Consider the following 16,451-nt stretch of genomic DNA (forward strand, 5'->3'; position numbering starts at 1 on the left):
ACGAGCCTAGATCGTGGTCAGCGTCCGCGCGGGCGACGCAGCCCGAGGCGCGCCGAGGAACGTCCCGTCGCGTTGAGCATGCGTCGGCCGACGGCACCCCGCGGCCGAAGAGCCCGCGACTCGGCGCGCAGCGCCCGGCGCTCCGAGGGCTTGATGTCCCATGTTGCCGGGCGCGCGGCCACCCACCGTTGCGAGTGGATCGCGAAAGGGATGTGCACCAGGTACACGCCCACCAGTACCAGCATCAGGACGAACGGATAGGTGACGAGCGCTGCCGCGCCGGCTGCGACGAGCGCGAGCAGGCCGATCGCGAGGCGCGGCGGCACCGAAATGGATTTCATTGCGAGGGTGGGAATTCTGCTGATGATCAGACCACCGGAGAAGAGCGTCCACGCCACGACGAGCGGAAACGACGTCCACCATCCGTCGCCCCACTGGATGTACGCCGCGATCGGGCTCAGCGCGATGATGGCGCCGGCGGGTGACGGCACCCCGACGAAGTACTCACGGGCGTACGCGGGGACGGAGTCGTCCTCGAGCAGGGTGTTGAAGCGGGCCAGGCGCAGCACGATGCTCACCGCGTACAGCAATGCGATGATCCAGCCCAAAGCGTTGCCGTCGAGCAACGTCACATACAGCACGAGTGCGGGGGCGACGCCGAATGCGATGGCGTCGGACAGCGAATCGAGTTCGGCACCGATCTTGCTGGTGGCGTCGAGCAGGCGTGCGATGCGACCGTCGAGGGCGTCGAGGATCGCCGCGGCCCCGATCATTCCGAGAGCGATGCCGAGTTCCCCGTCGAGCGCAAACTTCACGGCCGATAATCCCGCAGACAGCGCGAGGATCGTGATCACGCTCGGAAGCAGCCGTACCGCCACCGGGCGATTGCGAGTCGCTCGGCTGTCGTCCCCTGTGGGGACGCTCGGTTTGAGGGGAGTCACAGCACCGGAGCGGACGGAAGCGCGGCAATGACGGTCTCGGCGCCGATCGTGCGCTGACCGCGCTCGACGAGCAGCGTGCTTCCCGCGGGCAGATACGTGTCGACGCGCGAGCCGAAGCGGATGAGTCCGTACGTGTCGCCGATGGGGACCGTGTCACCGACCTGTGCGTCGCACACGATGCGTCGAGCCAGCAGGCCGGCGATCTGCACGACCCCGACGAGAGCGCCGTCGCGCATCTCGAGCAGCATGCTCGTGCGTTCGTTGACCTCGCTGGCGTCGGAGAGATCTGCGGAGAGGAACTTCCCGGGCTGGTGCACGACCTTGCGGACGATGCCGCCGACGGGGCTGCGCTGCACATGTACGTCGAGCACCGACAGGAAGATGCTCACGCGGGGGAGCGGCTCGGTGCCGAGCCCGAGCTCGGCCGGCGGCACGGCCGTGTCGACGAGTGCGACCTCACCGTCGGCGGGCGCGACTGCGACGCCGACCCGATTCGGCGGCACCCGGTGCGGGTGCCGGAAGAATGTCGCGGTCGCGGCAGCCGATGCGAGGCCGGCGCGCCGGACCCATTTGCGATTGCGGCCGAGTGCAGCCACGACGAGGGGTGCGGCGACGAACGGCACGCCGCCGGGATGAAGCGGCGGAATCGCCTTCTTGATCAGGTCGACGACATGTGCTGCACCGCTGGTCGGTGGTGTGCCAGCGGGTGTGGGCTTACGTGCCACGGCTCCTCTTCACTCACGTTCATCGGCGTTGCCCGGCCGGGCTCCCCCAGGACACCTGAGAGTACGTGAGTATAGAGGTGCATGGTCAGACAGAGGCGCGGGCCTCGACTTCGTTCTTGATCCGGGCGAGGGTGGAATTCATCCCGACAACCATGTCGTCGTCGAAGTTCTCCTGGCCGCCGAGGATGTACTTGATGAGGGTCTGCGAAACCTTGCTGGTACCGGTCGGTGCTTCGCGGCGCTGCACGATGCGGGTGCCCGTATCTGTGGTTTCGAGGACGAATGACCAGATCGAGCGGTTCTCGTTGATGCGGAATCGCAGCTCGCGGCCGGGTTCGAACGTGAGGACCTTGGATGTGGTGGGCCACACGAGCAGGCCCTTGCGATTGATGTTGATCGTGGTGGTTCCGGCGCCGACGCTGCCGCCGCGGACGATCATCTTGCGGCACTGGGGGCTCCACTCTCCCATGCGCTGTAGATCCGAAACGACACTCCACACCCGGTTCGGGTCTGCTGCGACGTCGATGGTGGCTTCGAGTGTCTTCGACATGTCTGCTCCTGCTCAGTGTGTGGTACTCGGGGTTACAAAAAGTCCTGGCGTCGATCGTATCCGATGATGTGTTGCCGGTCACCGGGTCAGTCGCAGGAATGCTCCGAGGTCGACCAGTTCGTCGGGTGTCGACGGTAGATGATCGGTCAATGCACGCGAGCGGACGACGATCGCACACCATTGGCCCCGCGAGAGCGCGACGTTGAGCCGGTTGCGCGAGAGCAGGAACGACATCCCGCGCGGTACGTCCTCGATCGCCGACGCCGTCATCGACATCAACACCACCGGCGCCTCACGACCCTGGAATTTGTCGACCGTGCCCACATCGACCCGGGTCAGCCCGACATCGGACAGGCCGGACCGGATCATCGCCACCTGCGCGTTGTACGGCGCGACGACGAGCACATCCTTCTCCTCCAGAGGACGCGGTGCGACCTCCGCGTCGTCGCGCCACTCGGTGCCGAGCACTGCCTGCACCCGGCGCACCACCTCGTCGCTCTCCTCGACCGAGCACGTCGCGTTGCCGAAATGCTCGACCGTCACCGTGTGCACGCCGGGCGAGAGGCCGTCGAGGGCACGCGCTGCGGTGCGGTCGGACTGGGACAGCAGCCGCCCGTCGTACGACAGATCCGACACCCGCGCGCACAGGTCGGGATGCATCCGCCACGTGCGCGACAGGAAGAACCCCCGGTCGGCGGGTAGCGCGCCGTGCCCCTCGGCGAGCCAGCCGAGGGCCGACTCGTCGGCGGGTTCGGGGTGCGTGCCCTGACTGACCTGAGGCAATTGCTGAGGATCGCCCAGGAGCAGCAGGTTCCGTGCACTCGTTGCGACTGCCACGGTGTTGGACAGGCAGAACTGACCGGCTTCGTCGATGACGAGCAGATCCAGACTGCCCGACGCGATGCAGTTGGTGTTCGTGAAATCCCATGCGGTGCCGCCGACGACATAGCCGTCGTGGAGCCCATCCAGATACCCCGTCAGGGTCTTGGTGTCCTTCGCGGGTGTCCATGTCGGCTCGGCGGTCTTCGCCTTGGCTTTCGCGACGACCTCGCCCGGCACACCCGCCTTCACGATGCCGTCGAGCATGTTCTCGACCACCGAGTGCGACTGCGCGACCACCCCGACCCGCCAGCCATGCTCGCGGACGAGTGCGGCGACGACCCGGGATCCCGTGAACGTCTTCCCGGTGCCGGGCGGGCCCTGCACGGCGACGTACGAATCGTCGAGGTCGAGGACAGCAGCGGTGATCGCGGCGGGGAACCCGCCGTCGCCGACCGGAGGGAGCGCGCCGGACCGCGTGCGCGGCGGGATCCGTCGCAGAATGTCGGTGCCGGCCGTCGACGGCAGATCCGGCAGCGACGCGCACATGTCGTCGGCCGCCGATTCGATCGCCTTCTCGATACTGGCAGCCCCGATGGGGGAACCGGGCGTGACCGCGATCGGCAGGGCCGAATACTCCTCGTCGGTCTGCAGCAACTCCTCGATCACGAGCACATCGTGAAAATCGCTGCCGGACCGGCGCTCGAGGATCTTCCCACCCGACCACGCTCGCGTCCACGGCCCGCCGTCGGGCAGTCCGTCAGGTGCCGGCGCCTCGTACAACAGGAACACCGAATCGCCGGCACGCGCAGTGCTCCCGGTATCGAAATCACCCGTGACCGCAAGATGCCGGCGGGCCTTGCGCTTGCGCGGCGGAAGATGCCAGTGCTCGTCGACCGCGACGGAGGTCGCGACCAAGGTGTCGCGGGTATCGGCCCATTCGTCCACCGGATTCGACAGACGATCGAAATGGGCCCACCAGAAAGGTTTCCGCTCCCGCCGGTGATAGCCGAGTGACGCCGCCATCAATGCTGCGGCCTGCTGGTCGTCGGTGCGCTCACCTGTCGCCTCGCCCGCGAATTCCCACAGCATGACCTCTGCGGGGTGCGGTTCGAGAGGGAGCGCGGCCTCCTCGTGCGTGACCCCGGTGGTGGCGACACCGTGCTCCGCGGCGCGCTCGAGCAGCCAGTTGCGCAGCCGCCAGGTGGACACGCAGTCGTCCTCGTTGTACGACGCGATCGAATCCAGCAGTTTCGCAGCCGCCTCGTCCCGTCCCGCATCGCGATGGTCACAGTAGTCCGCGTACGCGACGATCGACGCGCCGGCATCGATCACCTCACCATCACGCGGCGGCATGTACAGCGGCTCGAGTTTCTTGATGCTGTACGACGACTCGCCGGCCCGAACCGACGCGCGCACAATCGGATACAGGTCCACCAGGATGCCGTTGCGTAACAGTTCGTCGACATCCTCCTCGCCCACACCGTGCCGGCCTGCCAACCGCAACAACGCCGATTTCTCGTACGGCGCGTAGTGGTAGATATGCATCTTCGGGTACGTGCGGCGGCGTTGCGCCACGTACTCGAGGAAATCGAGCAGTGCACGCCGCTCATCGGCGCGCGTGTGCGCCCAGAAGGGACGGAACGTCGGAGTTCCGGTGTCTGTTCCGACCACGCCGAACAGATATTCCAGCCCCCAGTCGGGGCCGCCGTCCTCGCACCACAGCGGATCGCCCTCGAAGTCGAAGAAGATGTCTCCGTCGTCCGGGTTCGGCAGCGTGGCAAGGGAACCTGGCTCGTAGACCTCGGCAACCGGTTCGCCGGTCTGCTCCTGTCGCAGCTGTACCCGAGCCTGCGCTCGCAGCGCGGCGTGCGTGCGATGGGACATGCCCGGCACGGGCTCCTCCCGTGCGCAGAGTTCGTCGATCGTGGTGACACCGTCGGCGATAAGGCGGGCGCGTTGCGTCGACCGCATTCCCGCGACCAGCAAAAGGTCGCGATACGTCGCCACCTGTGGTTCGCACGTGTCGCAGCGGCCGCACGCGGTGTGCCCGGCGTCGGTCCAGTCCACGGGAGTTCCGGCGCCGCGATGGCCGTCCACCAGGCGCTGCAGATGCACCCGGCGTTGCGCGTAGACGGGAGCGATGTCGGCGAGGGGATACGACGCGATCGTGCCGTCGCCGAGGATCAGGTGTGCGTGCGGCGCGACCGGGATTCCGGTGTGCGCGAGGGCATCGGCGTAGGCGGCAAGCTGGAGCAGCGCCTCGACTCTCGCGTGCCGCGCGAGTTTCGTGTCGTACACGGCATACGTGTCGCCGGTGCGGACGAGGAAATCGCAGAAGCCTACGAACCGGCCGTCGAAGAACGTGCCCTGATAGATCACGTCGGCACCCGCGCGGGCGGCGTCGATCGTGGCACGCGCAGCTGCTTCGTAGCCGTCGTGAGTGTGGTCGGGGCGGGGGATGTGCACGACACCGTCGCCGAACTCGTCGCGATACCGGTCCAGGACGCGCTGCTCGTGGGCGTTGCCGAGACGGGCAGTGCGGTCGAGCATCGGATCGTCGACGCCTGCGGGTCGGGGTCCGCGGCCGAGGACGCTGTCGACAGTGCTCAGCAGCAAGAATTCGCACTGGGCGGCCTCGGCGAGATCCCGTGAGCTGTAGACCAGCACATCGTCGAGCAGAAACATCGGCGCCGCCTCCCGCGTGGTGTCGTTGCCCGACTATGGCAGACGCGGGTGACAGCCGATGGCTACGTCGCGGACGGAGTTACCGACGCCGATGCGAGGTCGCTGCGAGCGGTGCGAGCGGTCGTGTCTGTGCGAGCGGGGCGCAGCGGAGCGGTCCCCGGTGCGCGATCGAGTGGGCGCGCATGGCCTCCCGGTGCGCGATCGAGTGGGCACGCATCGCCTCCCGGCGGGCGAGCATTGCGGCGCGGGCGGCCTCTCGTCGTGCGTCGTGTGCGCGCGAGGAGCATCCGCCTCCTTCGATTCCGAGCACGGTCCGGGCGAGGAGGACCAGGCCCCATGGTCCGATGACCCACAGCGGCCATGGGTAGACCAGCGATGCCGTCCCGAGTGACACCAAGGCCCAGACCAGCACGTTGATCGCACTCACGCCGAGCCACGCGGTCCACTCGATCCTCTGATGGACGGGAAGCCGCCGACGAGCACGTGCTGTGGTCGGTGCTGGAGGAACGGGCCGGGGAAGGTCGGTGAACTGCGCGCGCGCCTCGGCGACGGTCGTCGATGCGTAGACGGCGGAGGCGCGGGTGTCGAACTCGTCGATGGTGAGGTGCCCGCTGCCGACGTGCTGGGCAAGTTCGTCGACGAACCGCTCGCGTTCGGAATCGGAGATCCTGTCGGAGTCGGGAATGTGGGGGTTCTCGGTGGCCATGGGGTCCTCCAGCGGAGATTTCCTGCCCTGATGAGCTTCCATTGTGGAAAGTCGTTGTTTCCATGATGGATATGACACAGTGGAATGTCAACGGTTTTCCCGATGACGGGATGAGGGGAGCGCGTGATGGCCGGACGTCCGCTCAACGCGACAGCTGCGTCGCTGCTGGGTTTTCTGCACGAGGGTCCGAAGACGGGTTGGGATCTGGTGACCACGGCGCAGGAGCGGATCGGCAAGTTCTGGTCGCTCACTACCAGCCAGGTGTATCGGGAACTTGCCGCGATGGAACGAGACGGCATGATCATGCCCGGTGAGAAGGGTCCGCGCGACCGCAAGCCCTACACCCTCACCGACGCCGGCCGCGAGGCGTTCGCAGCATGGATCGACCGCGACCCCGGACCCGAGAACATCCGGCACCCGCTGCTTCTCACCGTTGCATTCGCCGACCATCTACGTCCGGAACGGCTCGCCGAGATGCTCGCGCACTACCGCGCCGCGCATGAGAGCCAACTCGCCGGGTACGAAGACCTCATGACGAACCACGACCTGCCGGACTACTCTGCCGCCACGGTCGAGTTCGGCATTGCTTACGAACGCGCTGTGCTCACGTGGCTCGAAGGCATGGACAAGCGGCTCGCGAACGAGGGATGACCGATCACCGCAGGGTCGATCACCGCAGGGGATCGAAATGCCGCAGCAGCGGATCGGCGTCGTTTGTCATTGCACCTGCGAGGAGTCGGCCGGTCAGTGGCCCGAGCGCGACACCCCACATACCGTGACCGCCCGCGACGAACACGCGCGGCGACCGGGTGCCACCGATCAGCGGCAGTCCGTCGGCCGTGCACGGCCTCGAGCCGACCCACTCCTCACTCCTCGCAGCCCAGTCGACTTCGGGCATGAGCGTGCGGGTCGCGTCGACGATCGCCTGGATGCGTCGCGGATCGAGGGGTGCGTCGGGTTTGCGGAATTCCATCATTCCGGCGATGCGGAACCGGTCGTGCAGAGGCGTGCACGCCACCCGCTGCACCGGGAAGTACACGGGGTTCTTGGGAAGTTCGTCGGGCACCACGCTGAAGCTGTACCCGCGACCGGCCTGAACCGGAGTGCGCACACCGAACCCGTGGGCAAGTGCGTTCAGCCGCGCTCCCGTCGCGAGGACCACCGCATCGACGGACACGTCGAGTCCCTTCGCGGAGATCACGTCGACCACGCCGTTGCCGGGGTCGCGCACCTCGGTGACGTCGAACCCGGTGATTACCTCACCGCCGCGTGCTCGCACCGCATCCGCGAGTGACGCGACGAACCGTGGTGGATCGATGAACCGTTGGCCGCGGACCCTCAATCCCGCGCGCACCTTGTCGCCGAGCAGGGGTTCGAGCGAGTGCACCGCGTCTGCGTCGAGGATGTCGTAATCCACCTCGCCGCCCGTCGCCCGTACGTGGTCGAACTCGCCGAGCAGGTGGTCGCGCTCGGTCTCCGCTGTGAATGCCGCGAGGAACGGGTCGGCATCGCGGGTCTGTTCGGTGACGCCGCCGACCGACAGGTCGTCGTACGCCCGCAGCGCAACCTTGTTGACCTGGGCGAACACTTCCAATGATGCCATCCAATGCCGAGTGCTGCAGTGCCGCGCGAAGTCCACGAGAAATCGCATCAGTTTCGGGTCGAGAGTGGGTGGCACGTACACCGGGGACGAGGGCGTGAACATCGACCGCAGCCCGTACCTCAGCACCGACGGCTCCGGTAGCGGCAACGTCAGGGCAGGCGCCAGCCAGCCTGCGTTGCCCCATGACGCGCGTGCGTCCTGCCTATCGGCTCCGGGGCCGGTGCGGTCGACGACGGTGACGGCCAGGCCTCGTTCCTGCAGAAACCACGCGGTGGACAGCCCCACGATGCCGGCACCGGCCACGGCAACTCGACGAATCGTCATGATCCACTCCCGTCGACACAGAGATACCGCTCCTCTCCATGATGCCCTCGCGGGGGGTTCGGCACGCCGGGCTCGGCCGTCCTAATATTCGAGGAGGAAATCTGCTTGTCGAAGGGGACAGTGAGTTGAGCACACACGTCGAACAGCGCGAGTTCCAGGCCGAGGCGCGCCAGTTGCTGGATCTGATGATCCACTCGATCTACTCGAACAAGGACACCTTCCTGCGCGAGTTGATCTCCAACGCGTCCGACGCGTTGGACAAACTCCGCTTGGAGTCGTTCCAGAACAAGGACCTGGTGGTCGACACGTCCGACCTGCACATCGACCTCGAGGTCGACAAGGATGCCCGTACCCTCACGATCCGGGACAACGGCATCGGTATGTCGCGCGACGAAGTCGTCGACCTGATCGGTACTCTCGCCAGGTCCGGCACCGGCGAGTTGCGCAAGAAGCTGCGCGAGGCCAAGGACGCCGCGGCGTCCGAGGAACTGATCGGTCAGTTCGGCATCGGCTTCTACTCTGCGTTCATGGTGGCCGACAAGGTCACGCTCGTCACCCACAAGCCGGGGCAGGATGCCGGAACCAGGTGGGAGTCCAGCGGCGAATCCACCTACACGATCGAAGACGTCGAGGACGCGCCGCAGGGAACCTCGGTCACCCTGCATCTCAAGCCCGAGGACGCCGACGACCATCTCTTCGACTACACGTCGCAGTGGAAGCTCGAGGAGATCGTCAAGAAGTACTCCGACTTCATCGCGTGGCCCATCCGCATGGAGGTCTCCCGGACCACCAAGGGTGAGGACGGCACCGACGAGGTCACCTTCGAGACCAAGACCCTCAACTCGCAGAAGGCGCTCTGGGCGCGCTCGCGCGACGAGGTATCGGACGACGAGTACAACGAGTTCTACAAGCACGTCGCCCACGCGTGGGACGAACCGCTCGAGATCATCCCGATGCGCGCCGAGGGAACCTTCGAATACCAAGCGCTGCTGTTCATTCCGACGCATGCCCCGTTCGACCTGTTCTCCCGTGAACGCAAGACGGGCATTCAGCTCTATGTCAAGCGCGTGTTCATCATGGACGACTGCGAAGACCTCATCCCCGAATATCTTCGCTTCGTCAAGGGTGTCGTCGATGCGCAGGACCTGTCGCTCAACGTCTCCCGTGAGATCCTGCAGCAGGACCGCCAGATCCGGGCCATCCGGCGTCGTCTCACGAAGAAGGTCCTGTCCACGGTCAAGGACATGGCGACCCACGACGCCGACAAGTACCGGACCTTCTGGAACGAGTTCGGCCGCGTCCTCAAAGAAGGTCTGATCTCCGACACCGACAACCGCGACACGCTGCTCGCGATCTCGTCGTTCGATTCCACGGCGAGCACCGAGGAGCAGACCACGCTCGCCGGGTACGTCGAGCGTATGAAGGACGGCCAGGACGAGATCTACTACATCACCGGCGAGTCACGTCAGCTGCTCGAGAGCTCCCCGCACATGGAGGCGTTCACAGCGAAGGGCATCGAGGTGCTGCTGCTGACCGACCCCGTCGACGAGATGTGGGTGACGTCGGTTCCCGAGTTCGAGGGCAAGGCCTTCCGATCGGTTGCGAAGGGCGAGGTCGACCTCGACACCGAGGACGAGAAGAAAGCGGCCGAAGCCGAACGTGAGGAGCAGGAGAAGGACTTCGGTGATCTTCTGACGTGGATGAAGGACACCCTCGACGAGCACGTCAAGGAGGTCCGCCTGTCGTCGCGCCTGACGACGTCGCCGGCATGCATCGTGGGCGACACCTTCAGCATGTCGCCGGCGCTCGAACGCATGTACAAGGCGTCCGGCCAGCCGGTGCCGCACACCAAGCGGATCCTCGAACTGAACCCCGGGCATCCGCTCGTGTCGGGGCTGCGTGCGGCGCACGGTGGCCGCACGGACGACCCGGCGCTCGCCGAGACGGCAGAGTTGCTGTACGGGATGGCCTTGATCGCCGAGGGCGGCGAGGTCGACGATCCCGCACGCTTCACACACCTGCTCGCGGATCGGCTCGCCCGCACCGTCTGATCTCTCTTCACGGATAGGCTCGTGGGCATGGCTGACGTGGACGGAGTCCTGTTCGACATCGAGGGCGTGATCGTGACGTCGTGGGAGCCGGTGCCCGGCGCCGCCGACGTCCTCGCGCAGCTCCGCGAGAGCGGAGTGCCGCGGGCGTTCCTGACCAACACGACGTCACGGACGTGTGCCGAGATCGCTGCAACGCTCAGTGATCTCGGCATGCCCGTCGATCCGAGTGAGATCGTCACGGCCGCGTCGCTGACGGCCGAGTATTTGAAGCAGACCTATCCGGGGCGCCGGTGCTGGGTGCTCAACGAGGGCGATGTCGAGGCCGATCTCGACGGGATCGAGCGTGACGACGACGATCCCGATGTGGTGGTACTCGGCGGTGCGGGGGAGAAATTCACTCACCGGACGTTGAGTCGCGTTGCCGAATTGATGCTCGACGGTGTCCCCGTCGTCGCGATGCACCGCGCGGCCAGCTGGCAGGGGCCCGACGGGCTGCGCCTCGATACAGGCGCCTATCTTGCCGGACTCGAGGAGCTCAGCGGTCAGTCGGTGGTGGCGGTGGGGAAGCCGTCGATGCAGGGTTTCCTTGCGGCCGCGGACATCATGGACGTCGACCCGTCCCGCATGGTCGTGGTCGGTGATGATCTGTACGGCGAGGTGCTGCCCGGACAGCGGCTCGGAATGACCGGAGTCCTGGTGCGTACCGGAAAGTTTCGTCGGTCTGTGCTCGAGCTCGCCGTCGACCGGCCCGACCACGTGATCGATTCGGTTGCCGATCTTCCGCAGTTGCTCGACGATGTGTGATCTCGGGTCTCGCGCGCCGCACATGTGACGAGTACCCTGCGCCCGAGGGCTCTTTCCCTCCTTCTTCCAGCGCAGAGGAGCACTTCTTGTCCATTCGTTCTCTCCGGTCCGTCCTCTCCGGCCGTCGTGTTGCGCAGGCCTTCGCGGCGGTTGCCGTCGGCGCAGCATCGTTTGCCTTGGTGGGAACAGGTACGGCGTCGGCCGCGCCGGTGACGTGTGTGTCGCCGCCGTCCGAGAATCAGATCCTGGTGTCGGATACAGCAAGCTGTGGTGCGACGACCACCGGTGAGGGTTTCGCGCGTGCATCGGCAGCCGACAGCGGCACCGCGGTGTCGGTTGCGGAGTCCGCGGGTGCTGCCGAGTCCCAGGCGACCGGGTTCGGTACGGCGCTCAGCGCGGCGCGTGACGGTGGGCGCTCGTACGCCTACGCGCTCGGCGGCGGTCTGAGTCACTCGTGGGCGCAGGGTCCGGCGACCACGTTGTCGGTGGCCGGCTGGGGTTCGGGAGCGACGGCCGACACTGCCGGTGTCACATGCATCGGTGCTCAGTCGTTCGCTGTCAACACCGCCACGGGGCAGTGGTGCGCCGTGGGTGTGGGCTCCACGCGTCGCTAGTCGACGGGGTGCGGAAACCTTCTGCACCGTGACGAGGGTGGTCGAGTGCCGGTAACCTTGCACTCGCCACCCTCGAGTGCTAAAAATGCAGTTGGCACTCACAACAAGCGAGTGCCAGGTCGGGGCAGTGAGACCGGGAAATATCGACACCCCTGGTCGTCCGTCGCGGGCACTGATTCCGGCCGAATGCACAACTACGGGGCGTCCCGACGAGCGGCCGTCCTAGGTGTCACCCCGATATCCGGAGGATCACTTCGCAATGGCCAAGATCATCGCGTTCGACGAAGAGGCCCGTCGCGGCCTCGAGCGTGGCCTGAACAGCCTCGCCGACGCAGTCAAGGTGACGTTGGGCCCCAAGGGTCGCAACGTCGTGCTCGAGAAGAAGTGGGGCGCGCCCACGATCACCAACGATGGCGTGTCCATCGCCAAGGAGATCGAGCTCGAGGATCCGTACGAGAAGATCGGCGCCGAGCTGGTCAAGGAAGTTGCCAAGAAGACGGACGACGTCGCTGGCGACGGCACCACGACCGCTACCGTGCTCGCCCAGGCGCTCGTGCGCGAGGGCCTGCGCAACGTTGCTGCCGGCGCGAACCCGCTCGGCCTCAAGCGCGGCATCGAGAAGGCCGTCGAGGCCGTCACTGCCAAGCTGCTCGACACCGCCAAGGAAGTCGAGACCAAGGAGCAGATCGCAGCGACCGCAGGCATCTCCGCCGGCGATCCCGCGATCGGTGAGCTGATCGCCGAGGCCATCGACAAGGTGGGCAAGGAAGGCGTCATCACCGTCGAGGAGTCCAACACCTTCGGCCTCCAGCTCGAGCTGACCGAGGGCATGCGCTTCGACAAGGGCTACATCTCCCTCTACTTCGCCACGGACGCCGAGCGTCAGGAAGCCGTCCTCGAAGACGCGTACATCCTGCTCGTCAGCTCCAAGATCTCGACGGTGAAGGATCTGCTGCCGCTCCTGGAGAAGGTCATCCAGTCGGGCAAGCCGCTCGTCATCATCGCCGAGGACGTCGAGGGTGAGGCTCTGTCCACCCTCGTCCTGAACAAGATCCGCGGCACCTTCAAGTCCGTCGCCGTCAAGGCTCCGGGCTTCGGCGACCGCCGCAAGGCTCAGCTCGCCGACATCGCCATCCTCACCGGTGGCGAGGTCGTCAGCGAAGAGGTCGGTCTGTCCCTCGAGACCGCTGGCCTCGAGCTGCTCGGCCAGGCCCGCAAGGTCGTCGTCACCAAGGACGAGACCACCATCGTCGAGGGCGCGGGCGATCCCGACGCCATCGCCGGTCGCGTCAACCAGATCCGCGCCGAGATCGAGGCGTCGGATTCGGATTACGACCGCGAGAAGCTGCAGGAGCGCCTCGCCAAGCTGGCCGGTGGCGTTGCAGTCATCAAGGCCGGTGCTGCGACCGAGGTCGAGCTCAAGGAGCGCAAGCACCGCATCGAAGATGCCGTGCGTAACGCCAAGGCGGCCGTCGAAGAGGGCATCGTCGCCGGTGGTGGCGTGGCTCTGCTGCAGGCGGCTCCCGCGCTGGACGATCTGAAGCTCGAGGGTGACGAGGCCACCGGTGCGAACATCGTTCGCGTCGCTCTCGAAGCTCCGCTCAAGCAGATCGCGTTCAACGCAGGCCTCGAGCCCGGCGTCGTCGCCGAGAAGGTTCGCAACCTGCCCGCCGGTCACGGCCTCAACGCCGCGACCAACGAGTACGGCGACCTGCTCGCTGCAGGCATCAACGACCCGGTCAAGGTCACCCGCTCGGCGCTGCAGAACGCTGCGTCCATTGCGGCTCTGTTCCTGACCACGGAGGCCGTTGTGGCCGACAAGCCGGAGAAGGCCGCTGCTCCCATGGGCGACCCGACCGGCGGCATGGGCGGCATGGACTTCTGATCCAGCCGTAGCTGCACGACCGAGCTGTGCGAGGCCCGATCCCACCACTTCGGTGGGGTCGGGCCTCGTCTCGTGCTGCGGGTCCCGGCACTGTGTCTCGTACCAAGATCTTGACCCTTTCGTGACCTTCGGGTGGGGATCGTGTAGAAACAAGCGTGTAATTCGGGGCTTGTCGGGGAGCGCTGGGCGGGTCGTGACGACTCGTCGTGGGATGAGGCAGCTTTCGAAGGGGTGGGTTCATGGGGTCGACGTGGTTCCGACGTGTGTGTGGTGTGGTGACGGTCGGACTGGCGGCTGCGGTGTGTGTGCCGGCGGGGGGATCGGCCGAACCGGTTCCGGGATCGTCGACCGCCAGTGAGCGAACCTCGGAGTTGTCGCACATCGAAGTGGAGGATGGCCGTACGGTCATCGCACACGTGTATTCGGCGTCGATGGACACTGTTGTGCCACTCCGGGTGCGTAGGCCGGCCGACGCCAGTGAACCGCGGCCCACGCTGTATCTGCTCAACGGATCCGGCGGTGGCCAGGGCATCGCGACGTGGGACGAGCAGACGGACGTCGACGAGTTCTTCTCCGACAAGAACGTCAATGTGGTGACTCCGCTGGGCGGACGCTACAGCTACTACACGGATTGGGAGCGGGACGACCCGGAACTCGGCCGCAACAAGTGGACGACGTTCCTCACCGAGGAGTTGCCGCCCATCATCGACGAGCAGTTCGAGACCACCGGAGCCAATGCGATTGCAGGTCTGTCGATGTCGGGTACATCGGTGCTCGGCCTGGCGACCGCGGCGCCCGAGTTGTACCGCGCTGTCGGTGCATACAGTGGCTGCGCCGAGACGAGCACACCGGTGGGGCAGGCGTACGTGCAGGCCGTGGTGCGGGTCAAGGGCGGCGACCCCGAGAACATGTGGGGCCCGGTCGGTGGGCCGGGGTGGATCGAGAACGACCCGTACCTCAATGCGGAGAAGCTTCGCGGCGTCGAGTTGTACGTGTCGGCAGCGACGGGCCTTCCGGGTGAGCACGACCAGCTGAGTTCGAGGTCGATCAACTACGACCCGCTCGGTCTCGTGGGCCAGCTCGTCGTCGGCGGGAGCATCGAAGCGGCGGTGCATCACTGCACGACGCGTCTCGCGGACCGGCTCGAGGAGCTGGAGATACCCGCACACTTCGAATGGCGGAACGGTACGCATTCTTGGGATTACTGGGAGGACGATCTGCACAAGTCGTGGCCCATGATGGCGGCAGCCATCGGGTTGTAGCGGTTGGCGGCAGCGCTCGGGTTGTAGCGGTTGGCGGCAGCGCTCGGGTTGTAGCGGTTGGTGTGCTCGTCCTGGCGAGGGTCGGCTCCGATGTCACGGAGCCGACCCTCTTTGCATGACTCGCCGTTCGGTGTCTGCAACCCGAGTTTCGGGAAATTGACCGTTTCGTGACCATTGCGCGGCTTTGTGGTGTAGAAATGATTTCATTCCGACCGGGTGGGGTGTCGTGATCGACGTTCGTCCGGGGTTCCGAGGAGTCGGGAGGGTGGTCGGGTGGTCTCGTTGCGGCGAGCATGGGCGGCGTTGTCGGTCGTCGCCCTCACGTGCATGTCGTCGGCACTGTTCGGGAGTGAAGCTGCAGCGGAACCCGCTGCGTCACTGTCTCACATCGACGTCGAGGGGGAGCGCACGGTCGTCGCGCACGTCTATTCGGCGGCGATGGGCCGTGACGTCCCGCTGAGGGTGCGGACACCGGCCGACACGAGCGCTCCGCGCCCCACGCTGTATCTGCTCAATGGGGCAGGGGGCGGGGAAGGGCAGGCCACATGGGATGCCCGGACCGATATCGATGAGTTCTTCGAGGGCAAGAACGTCAATGTCGTCACGCCGCTCGATGGATCGTTCACGTACTACACCGATTGGGAACGCGATGATCCGGTGCTCGGCCGGAACAAGTGGACGACGTTCCTCACGCAGGAGTTGCCGCCGATCATCGACGCGACGTTCGGTACCACGGGTGTGAACGCGATAGCGGGGCTGTCGATGTCGGGTACCTCGGTATTGAGTCTGGCGATTGCTGAGCCGACTCTGTACGAGGCGGTGGGTGCATACAGCGGGTGTGCCGAGACGAGTACGGAGTTGGGGCAACTCTATGTCCGCACCGTCGTCGAAAGTCGTGGGGACGCCGACGTCGAGAACATGTGGGGTCCGCTCGACGGGCCGGGTTGGACCGCAAACGACCCGTACGTCAATGCGGAGAAGCTGCGGGGTATCGAACTCTACATCTCGTCGGCAACGGGAATGCCGGGGCCGCACGAGAACTTGGGTGCGAGGTCGGTCGACGGTGATCTCGGACTGCTCTTGAATCAGGTCGTTGTCGGGGGTGTCATCGAGGCTGCGGTTAACGACTGCACGCACCGTCTGGCCGACAGGCTCGGGGAAATGGGCATCCCTGCAACGTTCGAATTCCGCTCTCAGGGAACACATTCGTGGGACTACTGGCAGGACGACCTCCACGCCTCCTGGCCGATGATTGCGAGTTCTATCGGGTTGTGACGGGGTGAGTAGCTCACGGACCGCTTCTCTCCGAGGCGGTCATCTCCTATGCCCTCTTCCGAACCTGTTTCCACTGATAAGATTTGGTGTACCAAAGTTTCAAATATTTTCTTACGCAACATCATTGACCATGTCGAGACCGTGTCGTAATGTGAGGTTCGGCACATCGTGATCTCGAGTTCGTCAGTGCCGCATCACCTCAAC

Annotated in this window: 13 protein-coding genes; 7 read left to right on the plus strand and 6 right to left on the minus strand. The window is 65.9% G+C overall.

Translation table 11 applies throughout. From position 1 onward, the window contains the following. Positions 1-17: 17 nt before the first annotated feature. From ACZ46K_RS12405 to ACZ46K_RS12425, 5 genes are all read right to left on the minus strand, one after another. Positions 18-878, minus strand: coding sequence for a CDP-alcohol phosphatidyltransferase family protein (locus ACZ46K_RS12405; RefSeq protein ID WP_464748488.1), 861 nt, complete (start codon positions 876-878; stop codon positions 18-20). A 59-nt stretch (positions 879-937) separates the two neighbouring features. Then, positions 938-1,666, minus strand: coding sequence for a phosphatidylserine decarboxylase (locus tag ACZ46K_RS12410; protein ID WP_464748490.1), 729 nt, complete (start codon positions 1,664-1,666; stop codon positions 938-940). 85 nt (positions 1,667-1,751) lie between these two features. Then, complete coding sequence (locus ACZ46K_RS12415) at positions 1,752-2,216, minus strand: SRPBCC family protein (protein WP_054807552.1); 465 nt, start codon at positions 2,214-2,216, stop codon at positions 1,752-1,754. A gap of 78 nt (positions 2,217-2,294) precedes the next feature. Continuing rightward, positions 2,295-5,723 (minus strand): TM0106 family RecB-like putative nuclease, encoded by a 3,429-nt coding sequence (locus ACZ46K_RS12420; RefSeq protein ID WP_464748492.1) that lies wholly within the window; start codon positions 5,721-5,723, stop codon positions 2,295-2,297. Between the two features lie 79 nt (positions 5,724-5,802). Then, a complete protein-coding gene (locus ACZ46K_RS12425) occupies positions 5,803-6,429 on the minus strand; it encodes a DUF1707 domain-containing protein (RefSeq protein WP_464748494.1) in 627 nt (208 codons plus the stop codon). A 126-nt stretch (positions 6,430-6,555) separates the two neighbouring features. Between ACZ46K_RS12425 and ACZ46K_RS12430 the strand changes: the two genes are divergently transcribed. Continuing rightward, complete coding sequence (locus tag ACZ46K_RS12430; protein ID WP_054807376.1) at positions 6,556-7,080, plus strand: helix-turn-helix transcriptional regulator; 525 nt, start codon at positions 6,556-6,558, stop codon at positions 7,078-7,080. 19 nt (positions 7,081-7,099) lie between these two features. On the opposite strand, the gene ACZ46K_RS12435 is transcribed toward ACZ46K_RS12430, so the two are convergent. Then, on the minus strand, positions 7,100-8,356 hold the full coding sequence (locus ACZ46K_RS12435; protein WP_464748496.1) for an NAD(P)/FAD-dependent oxidoreductase: 1,257 nt from the start codon (positions 8,354-8,356) through the stop codon (positions 7,100-7,102). Between the two features lie 125 nt (positions 8,357-8,481). Here ACZ46K_RS12435 and htpG point away from each other — a divergent pair, with 125 nt between their 5' ends. The 6 genes from htpG (at position 8,482) to ACZ46K_RS12465 (ending at position 16,247) form a co-directional block, all read left to right on the plus strand. Next, on the plus strand, positions 8,482-10,407 hold the full coding sequence (htpG, locus tag ACZ46K_RS12440) for a molecular chaperone HtpG (RefSeq protein WP_054810056.1): 1,926 nt from the start codon (positions 8,482-8,484) through the stop codon (positions 10,405-10,407). 27 nt (positions 10,408-10,434) lie between these two features. Continuing rightward, complete coding sequence (locus tag ACZ46K_RS12445) at positions 10,435-11,211, plus strand: HAD-IIA family hydrolase (RefSeq protein WP_054807375.1); 777 nt, start codon at positions 10,435-10,437, stop codon at positions 11,209-11,211. 86 nt (positions 11,212-11,297) lie between these two features. Continuing rightward, positions 11,298-11,825, plus strand: a complete 528-nt coding sequence (locus ACZ46K_RS12450; RefSeq protein ID WP_054810057.1) for a DUF6764 family protein — start codon at positions 11,298-11,300, stop codon at positions 11,823-11,825. 259 nt (positions 11,826-12,084) lie between these two features. Further along, complete coding sequence (gene groL / locus ACZ46K_RS12455) at positions 12,085-13,710, plus strand: chaperonin GroEL (RefSeq protein WP_464748498.1); 1,626 nt, start codon at positions 12,085-12,087, stop codon at positions 13,708-13,710. Between the two features lie 239 nt (positions 13,711-13,949). Continuing rightward, on the plus strand, positions 13,950-14,972 hold the full coding sequence (locus tag ACZ46K_RS12460) for an alpha/beta hydrolase (protein WP_054810055.1): 1,023 nt from the start codon (positions 13,950-13,952) through the stop codon (positions 14,970-14,972). Positions 14,973-15,299: 327 nt separating this feature from the next. Next, complete coding sequence (locus ACZ46K_RS12465) at positions 15,300-16,247, plus strand: alpha/beta hydrolase (RefSeq protein ID WP_464749301.1); 948 nt, start codon at positions 15,300-15,302, stop codon at positions 16,245-16,247. The last annotated feature ends 204 nt before the right edge of the window (positions 16,248-16,451 follow it).

The organism is Rhodococcus sp. JCM 9793 (genome assembly GCF_055380405.1).

Coding starts and splice junctions, on each gene's coding strand:
- ACZ46K_RS12435 (WP_464748496.1), bottom strand. CDS start 8,356: ATGACGATTCGTCGAGTTGCCGTGGCCGGTGCCGGCATCGTGGGGCTG.
- ACZ46K_RS12445 (WP_054807375.1), top strand. CDS start 10,435: ATGGCTGACGTGGACGGAGTCCTGTTCGACATCGAGGGCGTGATCGTG.
- groL (WP_464748498.1), top strand. CDS start 12,085: ATGGCCAAGATCATCGCGTTCGACGAAGAGGCCCGTCGCGGCCTCGAG.
- ACZ46K_RS12425 (WP_464748494.1), bottom strand. CDS start 6,429: ATGGCCACCGAGAACCCCCACATTCCCGACTCCGACAGGATCTCCGAT.
- ACZ46K_RS12420 (WP_464748492.1), bottom strand. CDS start 5,723: ATGTTTCTGCTCGACGATGTGCTGGTCTACAGCTCACGGGATCTCGCC.
- ACZ46K_RS12465 (WP_464749301.1), top strand. CDS start 15,300: ATGTCGTCGGCACTGTTCGGGAGTGAAGCTGCAGCGGAACCCGCTGCG.
- ACZ46K_RS12430 (WP_054807376.1), top strand. CDS start 6,556: ATGGCCGGACGTCCGCTCAACGCGACAGCTGCGTCGCTGCTGGGTTTT.
- ACZ46K_RS12415 (WP_054807552.1), bottom strand. CDS start 2,216: ATGTCGAAGACACTCGAAGCCACCATCGACGTCGCAGCAGACCCGAAC.
- ACZ46K_RS12460 (WP_054810055.1), top strand. CDS start 13,950: ATGGGGTCGACGTGGTTCCGACGTGTGTGTGGTGTGGTGACGGTCGGA.